At 60.2% G+C, this 15,562-nt stretch carries 15 protein-coding genes; 6 read left to right on the top strand and 9 right to left on the bottom strand.

Features of this window, described 5'->3' with window-relative positions:
- Positions 1 to 14 precede the first annotated feature (14 nt).
- Positions 15 to 518 carry a thiol peroxidase gene (gene tpx, locus ACJ8IN_RS06905; protein ID WP_004930536.1) on the bottom strand — a complete coding sequence of 168 codons (504 nt, stop codon included), beginning with the start codon at positions 516 to 518 and terminating at the stop codon, positions 15 to 17.
- 225 nt (positions 519 to 743) lie between these two features.
- Here tpx and ycjG point away from each other — a divergent pair, with 225 nt between their 5' ends.
- Positions 744 to 1,718, top strand: coding sequence for an L-Ala-D/L-Glu epimerase (gene ycjG, locus ACJ8IN_RS06900; RefSeq protein ID WP_060420942.1), 975 nt, complete (start codon positions 744 to 746; stop codon positions 1,716 to 1,718).
- A gap of 3 nt (positions 1,719 to 1,721) precedes the next feature.
- Here the strand turns inward: ycjG and mpaA are convergent, their stop codons facing one another.
- A complete protein-coding gene (gene mpaA / locus ACJ8IN_RS06895) occupies positions 1,722 to 2,429 on the bottom strand; it encodes a murein tripeptide amidase MpaA (protein WP_060420939.1) in 708 nt (235 codons plus the stop codon).
- 206 nt (positions 2,430 to 2,635) lie between these two features.
- Here mpaA and ACJ8IN_RS06890 point away from each other — a divergent pair, with 206 nt between their 5' ends.
- Both ACJ8IN_RS06890 and ACJ8IN_RS06885 read left to right on the top strand, forming a co-directional pair.
- Positions 2,636 to 2,986 (top strand): hypothetical protein, encoded by a 351-nt coding sequence (locus tag ACJ8IN_RS06890; RefSeq protein WP_015378006.1) that lies wholly within the window; start codon positions 2,636 to 2,638, stop codon positions 2,984 to 2,986.
- 159 nt (positions 2,987 to 3,145) lie between these two features.
- Entirely contained in the window at positions 3,146 to 4,780 is a 1,635-nt protein-coding gene (locus tag ACJ8IN_RS06885; protein WP_308325762.1) for a peptide ABC transporter substrate-binding protein, read from the top strand.
- 157 nt (positions 4,781 to 4,937) lie between these two features.
- On the opposite strand, the gene ACJ8IN_RS06880 is transcribed toward ACJ8IN_RS06885, so the two are convergent.
- From ACJ8IN_RS06880 to ACJ8IN_RS06870, 3 genes are all read right to left on the bottom strand, one after another.
- Positions 4,938 to 5,186: a hypothetical protein gene (locus tag ACJ8IN_RS06880; RefSeq protein WP_033648443.1), complete on the bottom strand. Its 249-nt coding sequence runs from the start codon at positions 5,184 to 5,186 to the stop codon at positions 4,938 to 4,940.
- 194 nt (positions 5,187 to 5,380) lie between these two features.
- Positions 5,381 to 6,418: a hypothetical protein gene (locus tag ACJ8IN_RS06875; RefSeq protein ID WP_060420932.1), complete on the bottom strand. Its 1,038-nt coding sequence runs from the start codon at positions 6,416 to 6,418 to the stop codon at positions 5,381 to 5,383.
- A gap of 5 nt (positions 6,419 to 6,423) precedes the next feature.
- Positions 6,424 to 7,128: a hypothetical protein gene (locus tag ACJ8IN_RS06870; protein WP_060420929.1), complete on the bottom strand. Its 705-nt coding sequence runs from the start codon at positions 7,126 to 7,128 to the stop codon at positions 6,424 to 6,426.
- A 155-nt stretch (positions 7,129 to 7,283) separates the two neighbouring features.
- Here ACJ8IN_RS06870 and zntB point away from each other — a divergent pair, with 155 nt between their 5' ends.
- Positions 7,284 to 8,267: a zinc transporter ZntB gene (gene zntB, locus ACJ8IN_RS06865; RefSeq protein WP_033653059.1), complete on the top strand. Its 984-nt coding sequence runs from the start codon at positions 7,284 to 7,286 to the stop codon at positions 8,265 to 8,267.
- A 219-nt stretch (positions 8,268 to 8,486) separates the two neighbouring features.
- On the opposite strand, the gene ACJ8IN_RS06860 is transcribed toward zntB, so the two are convergent.
- The 3 genes from ACJ8IN_RS06860 to nifJ all read right to left on the bottom strand — a co-directional run bounded on the left by ACJ8IN_RS06860 (position 8,487) and on the right by nifJ (position 13,730).
- The gene (locus ACJ8IN_RS06860) at positions 8,487 to 8,885 is read right to left on the bottom strand and encodes a VOC family protein (RefSeq protein ID WP_033634674.1); all 399 of its coding nucleotides are present in this window, start codon (positions 8,883 to 8,885) and stop codon (positions 8,487 to 8,489) included.
- Positions 8,886 to 9,031: 146 nt separating this feature from the next.
- A complete protein-coding gene (gene ttcA, locus ACJ8IN_RS06855) occupies positions 9,032 to 9,970 on the bottom strand; it encodes a tRNA 2-thiocytidine(32) synthetase TtcA (protein WP_033634672.1) in 939 nt (312 codons plus the stop codon).
- Positions 9,971 to 10,196: 226 nt separating this feature from the next.
- A complete protein-coding gene (nifJ, locus tag ACJ8IN_RS06850; RefSeq protein ID WP_060420926.1) occupies positions 10,197 to 13,730 on the bottom strand; it encodes a pyruvate:ferredoxin (flavodoxin) oxidoreductase in 3,534 nt (1,177 codons plus the stop codon).
- A 237-nt stretch (positions 13,731 to 13,967) separates the two neighbouring features.
- On the opposite strand from nifJ, the gene ssmE reads away from it, so the two are divergent.
- Both ssmE and ACJ8IN_RS06840 read left to right on the top strand, forming a co-directional pair.
- Entirely contained in the window at positions 13,968 to 14,300 is a 333-nt protein-coding gene (gene ssmE / locus ACJ8IN_RS06845) for a multidrug efflux SMR transporter SsmE (protein WP_060428186.1), read from the top strand.
- A gap of 499 nt (positions 14,301 to 14,799) precedes the next feature.
- The gene (locus ACJ8IN_RS06840; protein WP_015377999.1) at positions 14,800 to 15,054 is read left to right on the top strand and encodes a DUF333 domain-containing protein; all 255 of its coding nucleotides are present in this window, start codon (positions 14,800 to 14,802) and stop codon (positions 15,052 to 15,054) included.
- Between the two features lie 29 nt (positions 15,055 to 15,083).
- On the opposite strand, the gene hslJ is transcribed toward ACJ8IN_RS06840, so the two are convergent.
- Positions 15,084 to 15,512 carry a heat shock protein HslJ gene (gene hslJ / locus ACJ8IN_RS06835; protein WP_308325761.1) on the bottom strand — a complete coding sequence of 143 codons (429 nt, stop codon included), beginning with the start codon at positions 15,510 to 15,512 and terminating at the stop codon, positions 15,084 to 15,086.
- Positions 15,513 to 15,562: the final 50 nt, after the last annotated feature.

The following is a 15,562-nucleotide window of genomic DNA, read 5'->3' as shown; positions in this document are numbered from 1 at the left end:
GTTCGCCGGCTTTGTTATTTCAGCGCAGCCAGCGCCGCGTCGTAGTCCGGCTCGGTGGTGATTTCGTTCACCAGCTCGCTGTACAGCACGTTGTCCTGGCCATCCAGCACCACGACTGCACGCGCGGTCAGGCCCGCCAACGGGCCTTCGGCGATTTCGACGCCGTACGCCTGCTTGAACTCGGCGCCGCGCAGGGTGGACAGGGTGACCACGTTGCTCAGGCCTTCTGCGCCGCAGAAGCGAGACTGCGCGAACGGCAGATCGGCGGAGATGCACAGCACCACGGTGTTATCCAGGCCGCTGGCCAACTGGTTGAATTTACGCACCGACGTCGCGCAGACGCCGGTATCGATGCTTGGGAAGATGTTCAGGACTTTGCGTTTACCCGCGAAGCTGCTCAGCGCTACGTCTGACAGGTCTTTGGCAACCAGTGAGAAGGCCTTGGCTTGTTCGCCCTGCTGTGGCAGTTTGCCCGCTACGCTGACCGGATTGCCTTGAAAATGTACTGTCTGAGTCATTGCTAGATTCCTTTTACAGGTGTTTATACAAAGGGTATGAACCTGATGAAACGGCGCACCGGCAACGGCATTTAACATCAGGTTCACACCCTGGCGCCAGTTTATGACAACCGGGGCGGATTGGATATCAAAGTTTGCTAAATAGTTGTATATATTAGGCTGTTCTATAAAACATCACCGGCGCATCAGCCTGGCTGAATGCGCAGTTTTCGCTCAGGAGCCGTTATGAGAGACATGCGTTTTTACCCGGAAGCCTGGCCGCTGCATACCGCCTTCGTGATTGCGCGCGGCAGCCGCACCGAAGCCCGGGTGGTGGTGGTCGAGATCGAACAGCAGGGCGTGCGCGGCACCGGTGAATGCACGCCGTACCCGCGTTACGGCGAGAGCGAGGAATCGGTGATGGCGCAGCTGGCAGAGATGGCGCCGGCGATCGCACAAGGCATAACCCGCGAGCAGCTGCTGGCGCAGATGCCGGCGGGCGCCGCCCGCAACGCGCTGGATTCGGCACTGTGGGATCTGGAGTGCCGCCTGCACGGGCAGAGCCTGTGGCAGCGCAGCGGCGTGGCGGCACCGGCGCATATCCGTATGGCGCAGACCGTCAGCATCGGCACGCCGGAAGCGATGGCCTTCGCCGCGCGTGAACTGGAGCAGCAGGGCGCCACGCTGCTGAAGATCAAACTCGACGATCACTATATCAGCGAACGACTGGTGGCGATCCGCGCTGCGGTGCCGCAGGCGACGCTGATCGTCGACGCCAATGAGTCCTGGCAGGCGGAAGGGCTGGCGGCGCGCTGCCAGCTGCTGGCCGATCTCGGCGTGGCGATGCTGGAGCAGCCGCTGCCGGCCGGTGACGACGCCGCGCTGGAGCACTTTATTCATCCGCTGCCGATCTGCGCCGATGAAAGCTGCCACACCCGCGCCGATCTGCCGCGGCTGGCGCAGCGCTATCAGATGATCAATATCAAACTGGACAAAACCGGCGGCTTGACCGAAGCGTTGGCGCTGGCGCAGGCCGCGCGCGAACAAGGGTTCGCCATCATGCTCGGCTGCATGTTGTGCACGTCGCGGGCGATATCCGCCGCCTTGCCGCTGGCGCCGGCGGCGCGCTTCGTCGATCTGGACGGCCCGACCTGGCTGGCGCGGGACGTCGAACCGGGCCTGGCGTTCGAATGCGGGGCGATCGTCGATATCGCCCCGTAAGGATTAATTCGGGTAGGTCAGCAGCTCGGTCATCGCGTCGATGTAGCGCTCGCTGGCGGCATCGGCGGAGATCGGCGGGAATTCGGCGGTGATGCACGGCAGCGACAGATCCGCGCACCAGCTGCCGAACGAACCGGGCGTTTCATAACCGACGCTGGTCACCAGTGGTAGTTCGAACTTGTGCGCCAGCCAAACGCCGAGCCGCGAGCTGGCGGGATCTTCGATGCAGGCCAGCGGCTCATGGAACGATACCACCCAGTGGGGCTTCAGGCGATGGATCAGGTGACACAGCGCCTGGGTTTCCGGTTCGGAACCGGGGCGCCCGCCGGTGGAGAGCTTGACGTCGCGCACCGGCGCCGCGCTGTTCCAGCGGTAGACGGTGTCGCCGGAGCGCCAGTTGGCGGCCGGGAAGTTGCGGTTCAGATCGACGCCGTTGGCATTGGCGCGCAGCCCCAGCTGGCAGCCGTCGGGGTTGACCGCCAGCACCACGTGGTGACGCAGTTGCTCGGGCGCGATGCTGCGCAGCGCGCAGGACAGGGTCACGATGGCGGCGCTCTCATCGCCGTGGGTTCCGGCGATGATCAGCCCGGTCTGCGGACTGATCATCGCCGCCGGGAAATAGAGCAGCGGCGCGCCCAGCAGCGAGCTGCCGTAGTTCTCTCCTGCGATGGCCAACTGGCCACGTTCACTGCGTGGTCGATGTTCGGTCATGGTGTTGTCCCTGGATTAAAGGTCGAGAGTCATTGTCATTTTATTCAGTGTATTACGCTTTGAGACATCTTTCCCATCGCAATTGTGCGGCGTTTGCGCGATCTGTGACGCGGCGGCGGCGAAAACGCCAATTAAACCGCACCTGGCCTGACGCTGTTGTTATACTAACGGCAGTGCTAAGCCAATCACCCGCAAGAGGATTTAACATGCCAGTAGCCAGAATCATCGCCAGCTATAGCGAAAATGAAAATGACACCATCACGCTGCTGTGCGGCGTGGACGCTGAAAACCAGATCCGCCAGGGGGAGTGGTTCGGCGTGGTGAAAAACGACGACGGGCGCGGGGATGAATCGAACTATCCGTTCACCCTGCATATCGATTACCAGAAAGATGCCTTCTACCTCGATTACGGCTACGACGATGCCGACGCGCGCCAGCTGCAAAAAACCGATATTTCGGCCCGTCCGCTGGCCGAGAAAGGCTTTTTCACCGTGTTCGATGAAGAAGAAGGCGAAGAGTTCAGCTACCGCATCAACAGCATCCACCTGTACGACTGACGGTCGCCGCTGCAAACACCGCCCGTGCCGCCCTGCGCCGCACGGGTTTTTTTATCGCCTGAATCGCACTTTTTGCAACTTCTCGGCCGTGAGCGCTAGGCCGGACGGATCTTGTGCTATATGATAAAAAATTCAGATGGTTAACGGGGGAACATCATAATGACGGGAAGAAAAATGCAACGAGGTTTTCGTTTGGCGCTTTGCGCGGCGGCGATCGGTGCCTGTATGAGCAGCGCCATGGCGGCGCAGGTTCCCCCGGGCACCGCGCTGGCGGCCAAACAGGAAATCGTGCGCCACATTAAAGACGAGCCGGCCTCGCTCGATCCGATCAAAGCGGTAGGCTTGCCGGAGGCCCAGCTGGCGCGCGATCTGTTCGAAGGGCTGGTCAATCAGGACGCCAACGGTAAAGTGATCCCCGGCGTGGCCGCGCGTTGGCAGACCAGCGACAACCAGACTTACATTTTCCATCTGCGTAAAGACGCGCAGTGGTCAAACGGTGACCCTGTCACGGCGAAGGATTTCGTCTACAGCTGGCAGCGGCTGGTCGAGCCGAAAAACCTGTCGCCATTCGCCTGGTTCGCGCAGCTGGCGGGGATCCAGAACGCCGAGCAGATCATCAGCGGCAAATTGCCGGCCGATCGCTTGGGCGTGTCGGCGCCGGACAACTACACGCTAAAAGTGCAGCTGGACAAACCGGTGCCGTACTTCGTCAGCCTGACGGCCAACTTCAGCCTGTTCCCGGTGAATCAGGCAGTGGTGGAAAAATACGGCAACGACTGGACCAAGGTCGGCAATCTGGTGGGCAACGGCGCGTTCAAACTGCAGGAGCGGGTGGTGAACGAGAAGCTGGTGCTGACGCCTAACGATCATTACTGGGATCATGCGCATACCGTGCTGACCAAAGTGACCTTCGTACCCATCAACCAGGAATCCAACGCCACCAAGCGTTACCTGGCAGGTGACATCGATATCACCGAATCCTTCCCGAAAAACATGTATCAGAAGCTGCTGAAAGACATTCCGGGGCAGGTGTACACACCGGATCAGCTCGGCACCTATTACTACGCGTTCAACACCCAGCGCGCGCCGACCAACGACGTGCGGGTGCGCCAGGCCTTGTCCTATGCCATCGATCGCAAGATTATCGCCGAAAAAGTGCTGGGCACCGGCGAAAAACCGGCCTATCACTTCACGCCGGACGTGACGGCCGGGTTTAAACCGGAAGTGAGCTTGCTGCAACAGCAATCACAGGCGGAGTTGGACGCGCAGGCCAAGGCGTTGCTGCAGGCGGCCGGTTACGGCCCGAACAACCCGCTGAAGCTGACGCTGCTGTATAACACCTCGGAAAGCCACCAGAAGATCGCCATCGCCGTGGCCTCGATGTGGAAGAAGAAGCTGGGGATTGACGTCAAGCTGCAGAACCAGGAATGGAAAACCTACATCGACAGCCGCAACACCGGCAATTTCGACGTGATCCGCGCCTCCTGGGTAGGTGACTATAACGAAGCGTCGACCTTCCTGTCGCTGCTGACCTCGACCCACAGCGGCAACATCGCCAAGTTCAAGAACGCGGACTACGACAAGCTGCTGGCGCAGGCGGGGCGGGAAACCAATCCGGCGGCGGTGACCGCCGATTACAACAAGATGGAGCAGATCATTGCCGATCAGGCGCCGATCGCGCCGATTTACCAGTACACCAACGGCCGCCTGATCAAACCGTGGGTAAAAGGCTACCCGATCACCAATCCGGAAGACGTGGCCTACAGCCAGACGATGTATATCATCAAACACTGAGTCGCTTTAATTATCGCCCTCGCTTGATGCGGGGGCTTTATTTTTTCGACGATGAAACTAAGAAGATAATTAATTATTCCACGCGATAAACCCCGTTTAATAATAAACAGGGTTACCATCATCACAGTATTTTCGCTATTTCAGAGAGTGGTTACGCTTATAGACAGTCCCGCATGGCATCCACCACCACCCGGCCGTTCATGTCGGTTTGAGTGATGCGGTAACTGGTGGGGTACGAGCGTCGGGTGCTGAAACGATCGTGGACGGAGACCTTGCCAATCTGCAGGCCGGCGGCGTTTTTCACCACAAACTCACTGATCTCTTCCTGGCCCTGGTTTTGCAAATGGATATTGCTGATTTTTTCCAGCGTATCGCTGGCGTTTATTTTTAAATGGTCGCGTAACATAACTACCTCCTCGTAGTGAGAAAAGTATATGCCCCTAAAATTTGCGCTGAAACAGCTTTGTGTTGATTTATTATTATCATTTTGAATTAAAAATGATAGCAATATGTTAAGTCATAATAATAACGGCATTGCCAGCGCTTTATCGGCGATATTGCCTGATTTGTCGGCAAAGGTTTATTTCATTGCCGTTATTATTAGTCTGCATTAATGGGGAAAAGCGCCTGCCTGGCCGCCGGGGCGGAAAATACGCAGGCGACGTTGTGCCCGCAGCCGGGAACGATCGTTAACCGATGCGGCTTCTCCGGCGCCAGGTAATGCCGATCGTAGTCGGCGTAGGCCAGGGCGCGCTGCAATCGATAGGGGCCCTGCAACTGGGCGGCGCAGGATTTGTCGAGTATCCGATAGTAGGCGCCCGGCGCGGCGCCGGTATCCTCGGCGGCGGCCAGATAGGTGATATCGGCGGCGGCGTAACGCCGACGAGCCGCGTCGGCGGTGCGCTGCAGGTGAGCGGGAAACGCTTCCAGACCGTATTTCCATCGGTTGGCCTGCGGACAATGGCCGGCGTCCAGCGTTTGCCAGCGAAAACGGCAGGTTTCTTCACTGCTGCAGTTTCCCCAACTGGTGGGCAGAGGGCGCAGGCGATCAAAATAGAGCCAGCTGCCGGGATCGGCCACCACATAGCGCAGACGCACTCCGCGTGGCGGCTGGGCAAAGCCGACATAATGCTGCACGAACTGGGCGCCGGCGGAAAAACCGGCCACGGTTATCGACTGCAGCGACGGCCAGCGCCGTTTCAGATCGGCCAGCAGGTTATCCATGGCGTTGAACGAACCGGTCTTCCCGCCATTATCCAAGCCGCCCTCGATCCAGGAGCCGCAGCGCCACAGGGCGTCGCCGTCTTGCGGCTGGGGCAGACCGGCGGAATGGCAGTGGGCGGCGAGTTTTACCGGTACCTGAAACAGCGGGGCGACCAGCAAGCTGCTGTCTCCTGCTCCCTGCGCGGCGTCGATCGCCGCTTGCAACGTCCTGGCGGCGTCGCGTGGATGGCCGTGCATCACCACCAGTGCGTTACGCGGCTGGGGGGATTGAGCGTGAGCGACAAAATAAGGCAGGGAACCGGCCGCCGTCGGCGCGCGATAGGGCGTGGCGAGGCGCTCCAACACCGGCTCTGCACGAACCGATTGGCCGAACAGCAGCAGGGCGGCCATTGCGATGCACCGCAGGCAGCGCATTCTCGTCAGGCTCGGCGCAGCGCAGTGCGCATTTGTCTCAGGACTTCCCGGCATCGTTGTTCCTCACGCGCTCGTTGGTAGTAGCGATAAAAGGCGCGTTCCGAGCTGAGGTTACCCGCGCGTGCCAGCTGTCTGAAGGTCAGGTATGCCAGGCTGAACATAATGATAATAAATAATAAGCCGGGGAACAGCAGCTGCCAGCCGTCGGTGATGCGCGCATTAGGCAGATAGCTGAGTGACTGGGGCGTAATCAATACCCCTAACTGTTGCAGTCCCCATTGAGTCAACGCGGGGAGTAGTACCAGCAGCGTGACGAACAGCAGATACAGCAAAAAATGGCGACAGGAAAGCAGGAAACGTTTGAAGGCGTTATTGGCGTTTGGCCGCAAAACGAAACCGTCGGGCGCAGTGCGCAGGATCTGCTGTCGGCCTGCGGTGAAGCGATAGCGCTCCAGCGCGGCTACGCTGTCCGGCAATGCCAGCAGCAGCTGCAGCGCAGTAAGGCCGGCGCTGCTGTTGCCGAGATAGTCGCGAAATCGCAACAGGCGTATGGGGGCGCTCTGGCGCTTCTCGACGGATTCGAGCAGGTTCAGCAGCTTATCGCGGTTTTCCCGCCGAATGCGAAAAGGGGTTTTGACGACGGCGATAAACAGCGTAATGACGGTCGGTAAGACGATTTTCAAAATATCCGCGGCGCTGATTTGTAACATGCGAGTCTCCTCTCGGGCTGTCTTGCGTTCCTTGCGGCAGAAGTATAGACCACGCTTGCGGGACAACGTGAAAACTGGCGTTACAGCTTGGCCTTTGATCTCCAAGGCGTTAACGCTAGACTCAGCAACATAAGCAAGACTGAGGGGATAAATGAATGGATGTGATTGAGGGGAGCGAGCTGCAGATCGCCGATGCGGTTTACGCCTACCAGCTGGACGGCAAGGGCGGCGTCACGCCGATCGAGCAGGGTGACAAGATCACCTGCGACGCGCCGTGCTGGCTGCATCTTGATTACGCGCACCCGGCCAGCGCCGAATGGCTGAGCACCACGCCGCTGCTGCCGGACTCGGTGCGCGAAGCGCTCTCCGGCGAAAGCTCACGGCCGCGCGTCAGCCGCCAGGGCGAAGGCACCATGATCACCCTGCGCAGCATCAACTTCAACGCCAATTCCCGGCCGGACCAGCTGGTCACCATTCGCGTGTACATCACCGATAAACTGATTGTCTCTACCCGACACCGCAAGGTGTATTCCATCGATCAGGTGGTGAACGATCTGCAAAGCGGCGCCGGGCCGACCAACAGCGGCAGCTGGCTGGTGGAAATTTCCGATGCGTTGACCGATCACACCAGCGAATTTATCGAAGATCTGCACGACAAGATCATCGATCTGGAGGACGCTTTGCTGGAGCAGCAGGTGCCGGAGCGCGGCCAGCTGGCGCTGATCCGTAAACAGCTGATCGTGCTGCGCCGCTATATGGCGCCGCAGCGCGACGTCTTCGCGCGGCTGGCCAGCGACCGCCTGCCGTGGATGAGCGACGACGATCGCCGCCGCATGCAGGACATCGCCGATCGCCTGGGGCGGGGATTGGACGATCTGGACGGCAGCATCGCGCGCACCGCCATCTTGTCCGACGAAATCACCACGGTGATGGCCGATGCGATGAACCGCCGCACTTACACCATGTCATTGTTGGCGATGGTATTTCTGCCTACCACCTTCCTGACCGGGTTGTTCGGGGTCAACCTTGGCGGCATTCCGGGCGGCGGCAATCCTCTCGGTTTTGCGGCGTTTTGCCTGATGCTGGGCGGGTTGGTGCTTGGCGTCGCCTGGTGGCTGAAGCGCAGCCGCTGGCTGTAGGCAAAAATGACGAAAACCCGGTTAACATTGAGCAATATCAACATTTAGCCGGGGGAAATGGGGCATGATCTCTCTCGCAGGTGAATGCAACGTCAAGCGATGGGCGTTGCGCTCCATAATTGTCTTACTTTCTTATTTTTGAATTACTGCATAGCACATTTGATTCGTACAATGCCGGTTTAATCACCGGCATTTTTTTATTCGGCATTCCTCTTTTCTTCAGGCTGCGCTTTCATCCCAGAAGCTGGCTTCAATCTTGTGCCCATCCAAATCACGGACAAAGCAGCCGTAGTAAGCCTCGCCGTAGTGCGGCCGCGAGCCGGGCGCGCCTTCATCGGCGGCGCCGGCCAGCAGCGCCTGGCGATGGAATTCATCCACCTGTTGCTTGCTGGTGGCGAAAAAACCGACGTGCGTGCCGTTGCCGGGCGAGGCCGGCCGGCCGTCGATCGGCACCTGCAGCCAAAACTCCGGATAGTCGCGGCCGTAACCGATGGCGCCGGGATGCTCCAGCACGCGTCGGCAACCCAAGGCGGCCAGCGTGCGATCGTAAAAGGCGGCGGCGGCCTCGAAATCGTTGGAGCCCAGCGAGACGTGGGACAGGCAGGGGGTGATATTCATTGCGCGATCTCCATATGACTGTATAAATAAACAGTATAGGGTAAAAACGGCACCGCCCAGTAAATTTTGCGCAAACTGTGAACAGGATCGAGATCGTCGAGAGAGGGGAATGTCGCCGCTTGCAGAGGGCAAGCGGCGAGAGGGGCTTATTTGATTTCCAGCACGTTCAAACGCTCTGGCGCAGGCACCGCGTCGTCCGAATCTTCCGGCTGCCAACCGACGGGCTGCATCGGGATGTCTTCGCGATCGAAGGCCAAATCGCCGCCGTCCACCACGGCGCTACCGTGGTGAATGCCTTTGAAATCGAACAGATTGATGTCGCTCAGGTGCGAAGGCACCACGTTTTGCATGGCGCTGAACATGGTTTCCAACCGGCCAGGGTAACGCTTGTCCCAGTCGCGCAGCATATCGCCGATCACCTGGCGCTGCAGGTTAGGCTGCGAGCCGCACAGGTTGCATGGGATGATTGGGAATTCCTTGGCGATCGAGAAGCGTTCGATGTCTTTCTCGCGGCAGTAGGCCAGCGGGCGGATCACCACGTGCTTGCCGTCGTCGCTCATCAGCTTGGGCGGCATGCCTTTCATCTTGCCGCCGTAGAACATGTTGAGGAACAGCGTCTGCAGAATGTCGTCGCGGTGGTGGCCCAGCGCGATCTTGGTGGCACCCAGTTCGGTGGCGGTGCGGTACAAAATGCCGCGGCGCAGGCGCGAGCACAGTGAACAGGTGGTTTTGCCTTCCGGGATCTTGTCTTTAACGATGCTGTAGGTGTTCTCTTCGACGATCTTGTACTCCACCCCCAGGCTTTCCAGGTAGGCGGGCAGAATATGCTCCGGGAAGCCGGGCTGCTTCTGATCGAGGTTCACCGCCACCAGGGAGAAGTTGACCGGCGCGCTCTGCTGCAGATTGCGCAGGATCTCCAGCATGGTGTAGCTGTCTTTACCGCCGGACAGACAGACCATGATGCGGTCGCCTTCTTCAATCATATTGAAATCGGCGATCGCTTCGCCCACGTTGCGGCGCAGGCGCTTTTGCAATTTGTTGAGGTTGTACTGCTCTTTTTGGCTAACGGATTGCTTTTCTGACATTTAAATCGTGCTCATTCTCAATGGGGGGCACTAGGGGCATGGCGTTGTAGCCGCGAGTTTACCATTCAACCGGCCGCTTTTGATCATTATTCATCATCCTGCTGCCACGCGCCCGACGCGAGGCCTGTATGGTACGGATTGCGCGCAGGAATGCCAGCGGGTTTTTGCTGCGGCTGACGCCGGCGGTAAAAGAACAGGGCGCGAATCGCTCGCGCCCTGAGGGAGGTTACTCTGCGGCGGATTTTTCCGCCTTGCCGGCCAGCAGGCTGAGGAAATCGTATTTCTCCTGCAGCTCTTTCTCGGCGGCCTGATACAGCGCGCTGGCCACTTCCGGCTGCTGCGCGTTCAGGCGGCGGAAACGCTGTTCTTTCAGCAGCGTTTCCGACAGGCTGCTGTTCGGCGGCCGCGAATCCAGCGCCAATGCGGCCTTGCCCTCGGCGCTGCGGCGCGGATCGAAGCGGTACAGTGGCCAGAAGCCGGTGGCGGTCAGCTGTTTCATCTGATCGTGGCTGAGCGCCAGATCGTAGCCGTGCTCTTCGCACGGGCTGTAGGCGATGATCAGCGACGGCCCCGGATAGGCCTCGGCCTCCTGAATCGCTTTCACCGTTTGGTTGAGCTGCGCCCCCAGCGAGATCTGCGCCACGTAGACATGGCCGTACATCATCATGCTGACGCCCAAATCCTTGCGCGCCTTGCGCTTGCCGTGTTCGCCGAACTTGGTCACCGCGCCGAGCGGCGTGGCCTTCGACTGCTGGCCGCCGGTGTTGGAGTAGCACTGGGTGTCGAGCACCAGCACGTTGACGTTCTCCGTCAGGCTGAGGACGTGATCCAAACCGCCGAAGCCGATGTCGTAGGCCCAACCGTCACCGCCGATCAGCCAGATGGATTTATCCACCAGGTAGTCGGCGCCGGCCGCCAGCTGGCGCGCGTCTTCGCCTTCGAGATTGGCCAACAGCGTGCGCAGTTCGGCGATCTGCTTACGGCGCGGCTCCGGCGCCACGTCGCCCATCTGCAGGGCATTGACCAACCGCTCCGGCAGCTGCGGCGCCAGAGCATTCAGCAGGCGCAGCACTCGCGCGCGATGTTGATCGACCGTTAAACGGAAGCCCAGGCCGAATTCGGCGTTGTCTTCGAACAGCGAGTTGGCCCACGCCGGCCCGCGCCCTTCGGCGTTGGTGGTGTACGGCGTGGTCGGCAGGTTGCCGCCGTAGATCGACGAACAGCCGGTGGCGTTGGCGATCAGCAAACGGTCGCCATAGAGCTGGGTCAACAGCTTGATGTACGGCGTTTCGCCGCAGCCGGAGCAGGCGCCGGAGTACTCGAACAGCGGCGTGATCAGCTGCGAGGTGCGAATGTCGATGCGCTCCAACTGCGTCGGATCGATTTCCGGCAGCTGCAGGAAGAAGTCGTAGTTGTCTTTTTCCGCCGTCAGATTATCGAGGCGCGAAGCCATGTTGATGGCCTTGATCTCCGGGTTCTGGCGATCTTTCGCCGGGCAGACCTCGACGCACAGGTTACAGCCGGTGCAATCCTCCGGCGCTACCTGCAGCACGTATTTCTGGCCGCGCATATCGCGCGCTTTGACATCCAGTGACTGCAGGGAGGCGGGGGCGTGCTCCATCTCCGCCGGCTGAACCACCTTGGCGCGAATGGCGGAGTGCGGGCAGGCGGCGACGCAGTGGTTGCACTGGGTGCACAGGTCGGGCTGCCAGATCGGGATCGCTTCGGCGATGTTGCGCTTTTCCCATTGGGTGGTGCCCACCGGCCAGGTGCCGTCCGGCGGAAAGGCGGAAACCGGCAGCGCATCGCCCAGCCCGGCCAGCATCGCGGCGGTGACGGTTTTGACGAAGTCCGGTGCGGCGTCCGAGACCACCGGCGGGCGCATCGGGCTGCTGGCGTCGACCGGCTGCAGCGGGATCTCGGTCAGCGCGGCCCGGGTGGCGCCCAGCGCTTGCCAGTTGCGCTCGACGATCTCCTGGCCCTTGCTGCTGTAGCTGCGGGCGATGGCGTCCTGCAGCTGTTGCAGCGCCACGTCGCTCGGCAGGATCTGCGTCAGGTGGAAGAACGCCATCTGCATCACGGTGTTGATGCGCGCGCCGAGCCGGCATTCGCGCGCCAGCTTGGCGGCGTTGATGATATAGAAACGCGCCTGGCGTTGGTGCAACAGCGCCTGAACCTCCTGCGGCAGGCGCGACCAGACCTCGTCGGCGCCGTAAGGGGTATTGAGCAGGAAGGTGCCGCCGGGCTTCAGGCGTTCGACCATTTGGTACTTATCGATAAACTGCAGCTGGTGGCAGCCGATGAAGTCCGCGTGGCTGACCAGGTAGGCCGAGTTGATCGGCTGTTCGCTGACGCGCAGGTGCGACACCGTCAGGCCGCCGGCCTTTTTGGAGTCGTAGACGAAATAGCCCTGGGCATACAGCGGCGTGGCGTTGCCGATGATCTTGATGTTGTTCTTGGTGGCCGAGACCGAGCCGTCGCTGCCCAAACCGTAGAACAGCGCTTCCAGCGAGGCGCGCTGCGGCAGGATTTCGTCGCTCAGCGGCAGCGAAAGCCCGGTGACATCATCGAAGATGCCGACGGTAAAGCGCGGGCGCGGCTGCGGCTGGGCCAGCTCGCGGAACACCGCCAGCGCGCAGTCGGGGCCGAATTCTTTCGACGACAGGCCGTAACGGCCGCCGATCACCCGCGGCAGCGTGGCGCGCTCACCCCGGCTGTAGGCTTCTGCCAGCGCGGTCATCACGTCCAGATACAGCGGCTCGGCCAGCGCGCCCGGTTCTTTGGTGCGATCGAGCACCGCGACGCTGCGCACGCTGTCCGGCAGCGCGCCGAGCAGGTATTTGGCGGAGAACGGCCGGAACAGCCGCACCTTCAGCACGCCGACTTTCTCGCCGCGGGTCAGCAGGGTGTCGATCACCTCTTCGCAGGTGCCGGCGGCGGAGCCCATCACCACCACCACGCGCTCGGCCTGCGGGTGGCCGTAATAGTCGAACGGCCGATAGTGGCGGCCGGTGAGGGCGGCGAAGGCTGCCATGGCGTCGATCACGTGCTGGCCGGTGGCGTCATACCACGGGTTGGTGGCTTCGCGCGACTGGAAATAGGTGTCCGGGTTGGCGGAAGTGCCGCGCACCACTGGATGATCCGGCGACAGCGCCCGGCTGCGGTGAGCGTCGATCGCCGCCTGCGGCAGCATTTGCCGCAGCGTATCGTCGCTGAGCGGTACGATCTTGTTGATTTCGTGCGAGGTGCGGAAGCCGTCGAAGAAATGGATAAACGGCACGCGCGCGTTGAGGGTGGCGGTCTGCGAGATCAGCGCGAAGTCCTGCGCCTCCTGCACGCTGCCGGCGCACAGCATGGCGCAGCCGGTCTGGCGCACCGCCATCACGTCCGAGTGGTCACCGAAGATAGACAGCGCGTGCGTGGCTACGGTGCGCGCGGCCACGTGCAGCACAAACGGCGTCAGCTCGCCGGCCAGTTTGTACAGCGTCGGGATCATCAGCAGCAGACCTTGCGATGAGGTGAACGAGGTCGACAGCGCGCCGGTTTGCAACGCGCCGTGCACGGTGGCGATCGCGCCGCCTTCCGACTGCATTTCCACTACCCGGGGAATATCGCCCCAGATGTTTTGCCGGCCATCGCCGGACCAGGCATCCGCCTGTTCCGCCATGGTGGAACTCGGCGTGATAGGGTAGATGGCAATCACTTCGTTGGTGCGATAGGCCACGGAAGCGACTGCATTATTACCATCTGTAGTTATCATCGGCGTTACCTTTTCATTGCTCTCAAAGCCGCGAAAGCGCACTTTCGCAGTAATGGAAAAAAGTCTAACAGAGGGTTTGAACGCGGCTTTATCGTGTTTGTGTGGCGGGTGACAAATCGTCAAAGGCCTATTTCCTCGCCGATTGGGGCCGGCGGCAATAAATTGTTTTCACCGTTTAAAGACAATTTATTTCCGGCACGTCATAATTGCGCATCGGCAAACTGACAGAAGAAAATCATGAGCGCATTTATGTATTTGACGATGGCGATAGTCGCGGAAGTGATCGCCACCACCATGTTGAAAGCTTCCGAGGGCTTTACCCGTCTGTGGCCGTCGCTGCTGGTGGTGCTGGGCTACGGCGTGGCATTTTGGGGGCTGTCGATGGTGGTCAAGAGTATGCCGCTGGGCATCGTGTATGCGATTTGGTCAGGCATGGGGATCGTGCTGGTGTCGGTCGCCGCGGTATTTGTTTATCAGCAAAAATTGGATTGGCCGGCGGTCGTCGGCATGGGATTAATTATTGCCGGCGTGCTGGTGATTAATTTACTATCGAAAGCCACGGTGCACTGAGTGTTATTTTAATGTGAAAAAAGGCCGGCGCGACAGCAAGTCGCGCCGGTTGAAGAATTCAGCCATCATTCACTGAAAATAGTGGAATGCTAATTACTTAGCGCCGCCAGCATAGACGCAAATATCGTCCTCTCCGGTAGTAAAAAATGCGCCGTTTCACTGAAAGCACGCGAAGATAATGAATAGCGATATCGCCGGAAAAACTTCCTGGTCGGCAGCGGTGACGTTATCACTTCCTGCGTGCGGCCGAAGCCTGGCAGCGGGTGGCGCCGTCACGTTTGGCACCGCGCGCCGGTGCGGAAATATTCTGCAAACAAAATAAATGTCCGGCCGACGCAAAAAAACGACAAATAATGGCTGGAATATATTTTCATTATTTATATATCGAGCTAGATTAAACAAGTTTGCATCAAAGATAGCGAAACGTGTCCGCCAAGTGACGCGCGTTATCAGCAATGGCGATTTTACACAGCGCAGTTCCGGGTTCAGGAGTGGGATAATGACGACATCAAAATGGCTGCTTGCCAGCGCCGTGCTGCTTTTAGCCGCCTGCAGCAGCAATAACGAAGAGCCAGTACAGCAGGGCAACAGTGCCAGAATCAATACGTTGCAGACCAGCGCCGGTTGCGCGGCGGTCGGCGGCGTCACCACCATCGCGCACAACCTGAACGGTGAAGCGCTGCGCATGTGCCAAATGCCGAACGGCAAGCAGTGCGAAGAACGCACGCTGGGCCTGGGCAGCTGCGCCGGGTAAGCCCGCAGCGCCAGGCCCAGCGTGCAGGATCAATACACCCAATCGCGCAGGGTATAGATAAGCGTGTGGCCGCTGCCGTTGAGCGTCAGCTGCTGGGCGCTTAGCGTCACTTCGGCGCCGTTTTCCAGCACGGTGCCGATCACTTGATCCCAGCGGTTGCGCTGTTCATCAGGGCACAGTCTGCGCGTCGTGGCCAGCGGTTTCACCGTCAGCACGCCGTCGCGTAATTGCCCCTGGCCGAAGAAGCGGTTGCACATCGCGCCGGAGACATGCAGGTTCTCGCCGAACTCCAGATTGAGCAGGCCGCCGCCCGCCGGTGGCTTCGCCGTTTCGCCATCCACGCTCTGCAACACGAAGTTGTGATGCAGCAGATCGCCTGGCGTGACGGCCGTATGTGGTTTCATGCTGCACCCCGCTAAAGCCAGCGCCGCAAGGGCGGCTACCGTGGTTGTTCTCATCGCGTTCTCTCAAATAAACAGGGCGCCGCAAGGGCGCCCCGAGGTGACGC

This window comes from Serratia sp. CY31944 (genome assembly GCF_052169175.1).
GTDB classification, from domain to species: domain Bacteria; phylum Pseudomonadota; class Gammaproteobacteria; order Enterobacterales; family Enterobacteriaceae; genus Serratia; species Serratia sarumanii.
The sequence above is the reverse complement of the archived record's forward strand: the minus strand, read 5'-3'. Positions and strand labels throughout refer to the sequence as shown.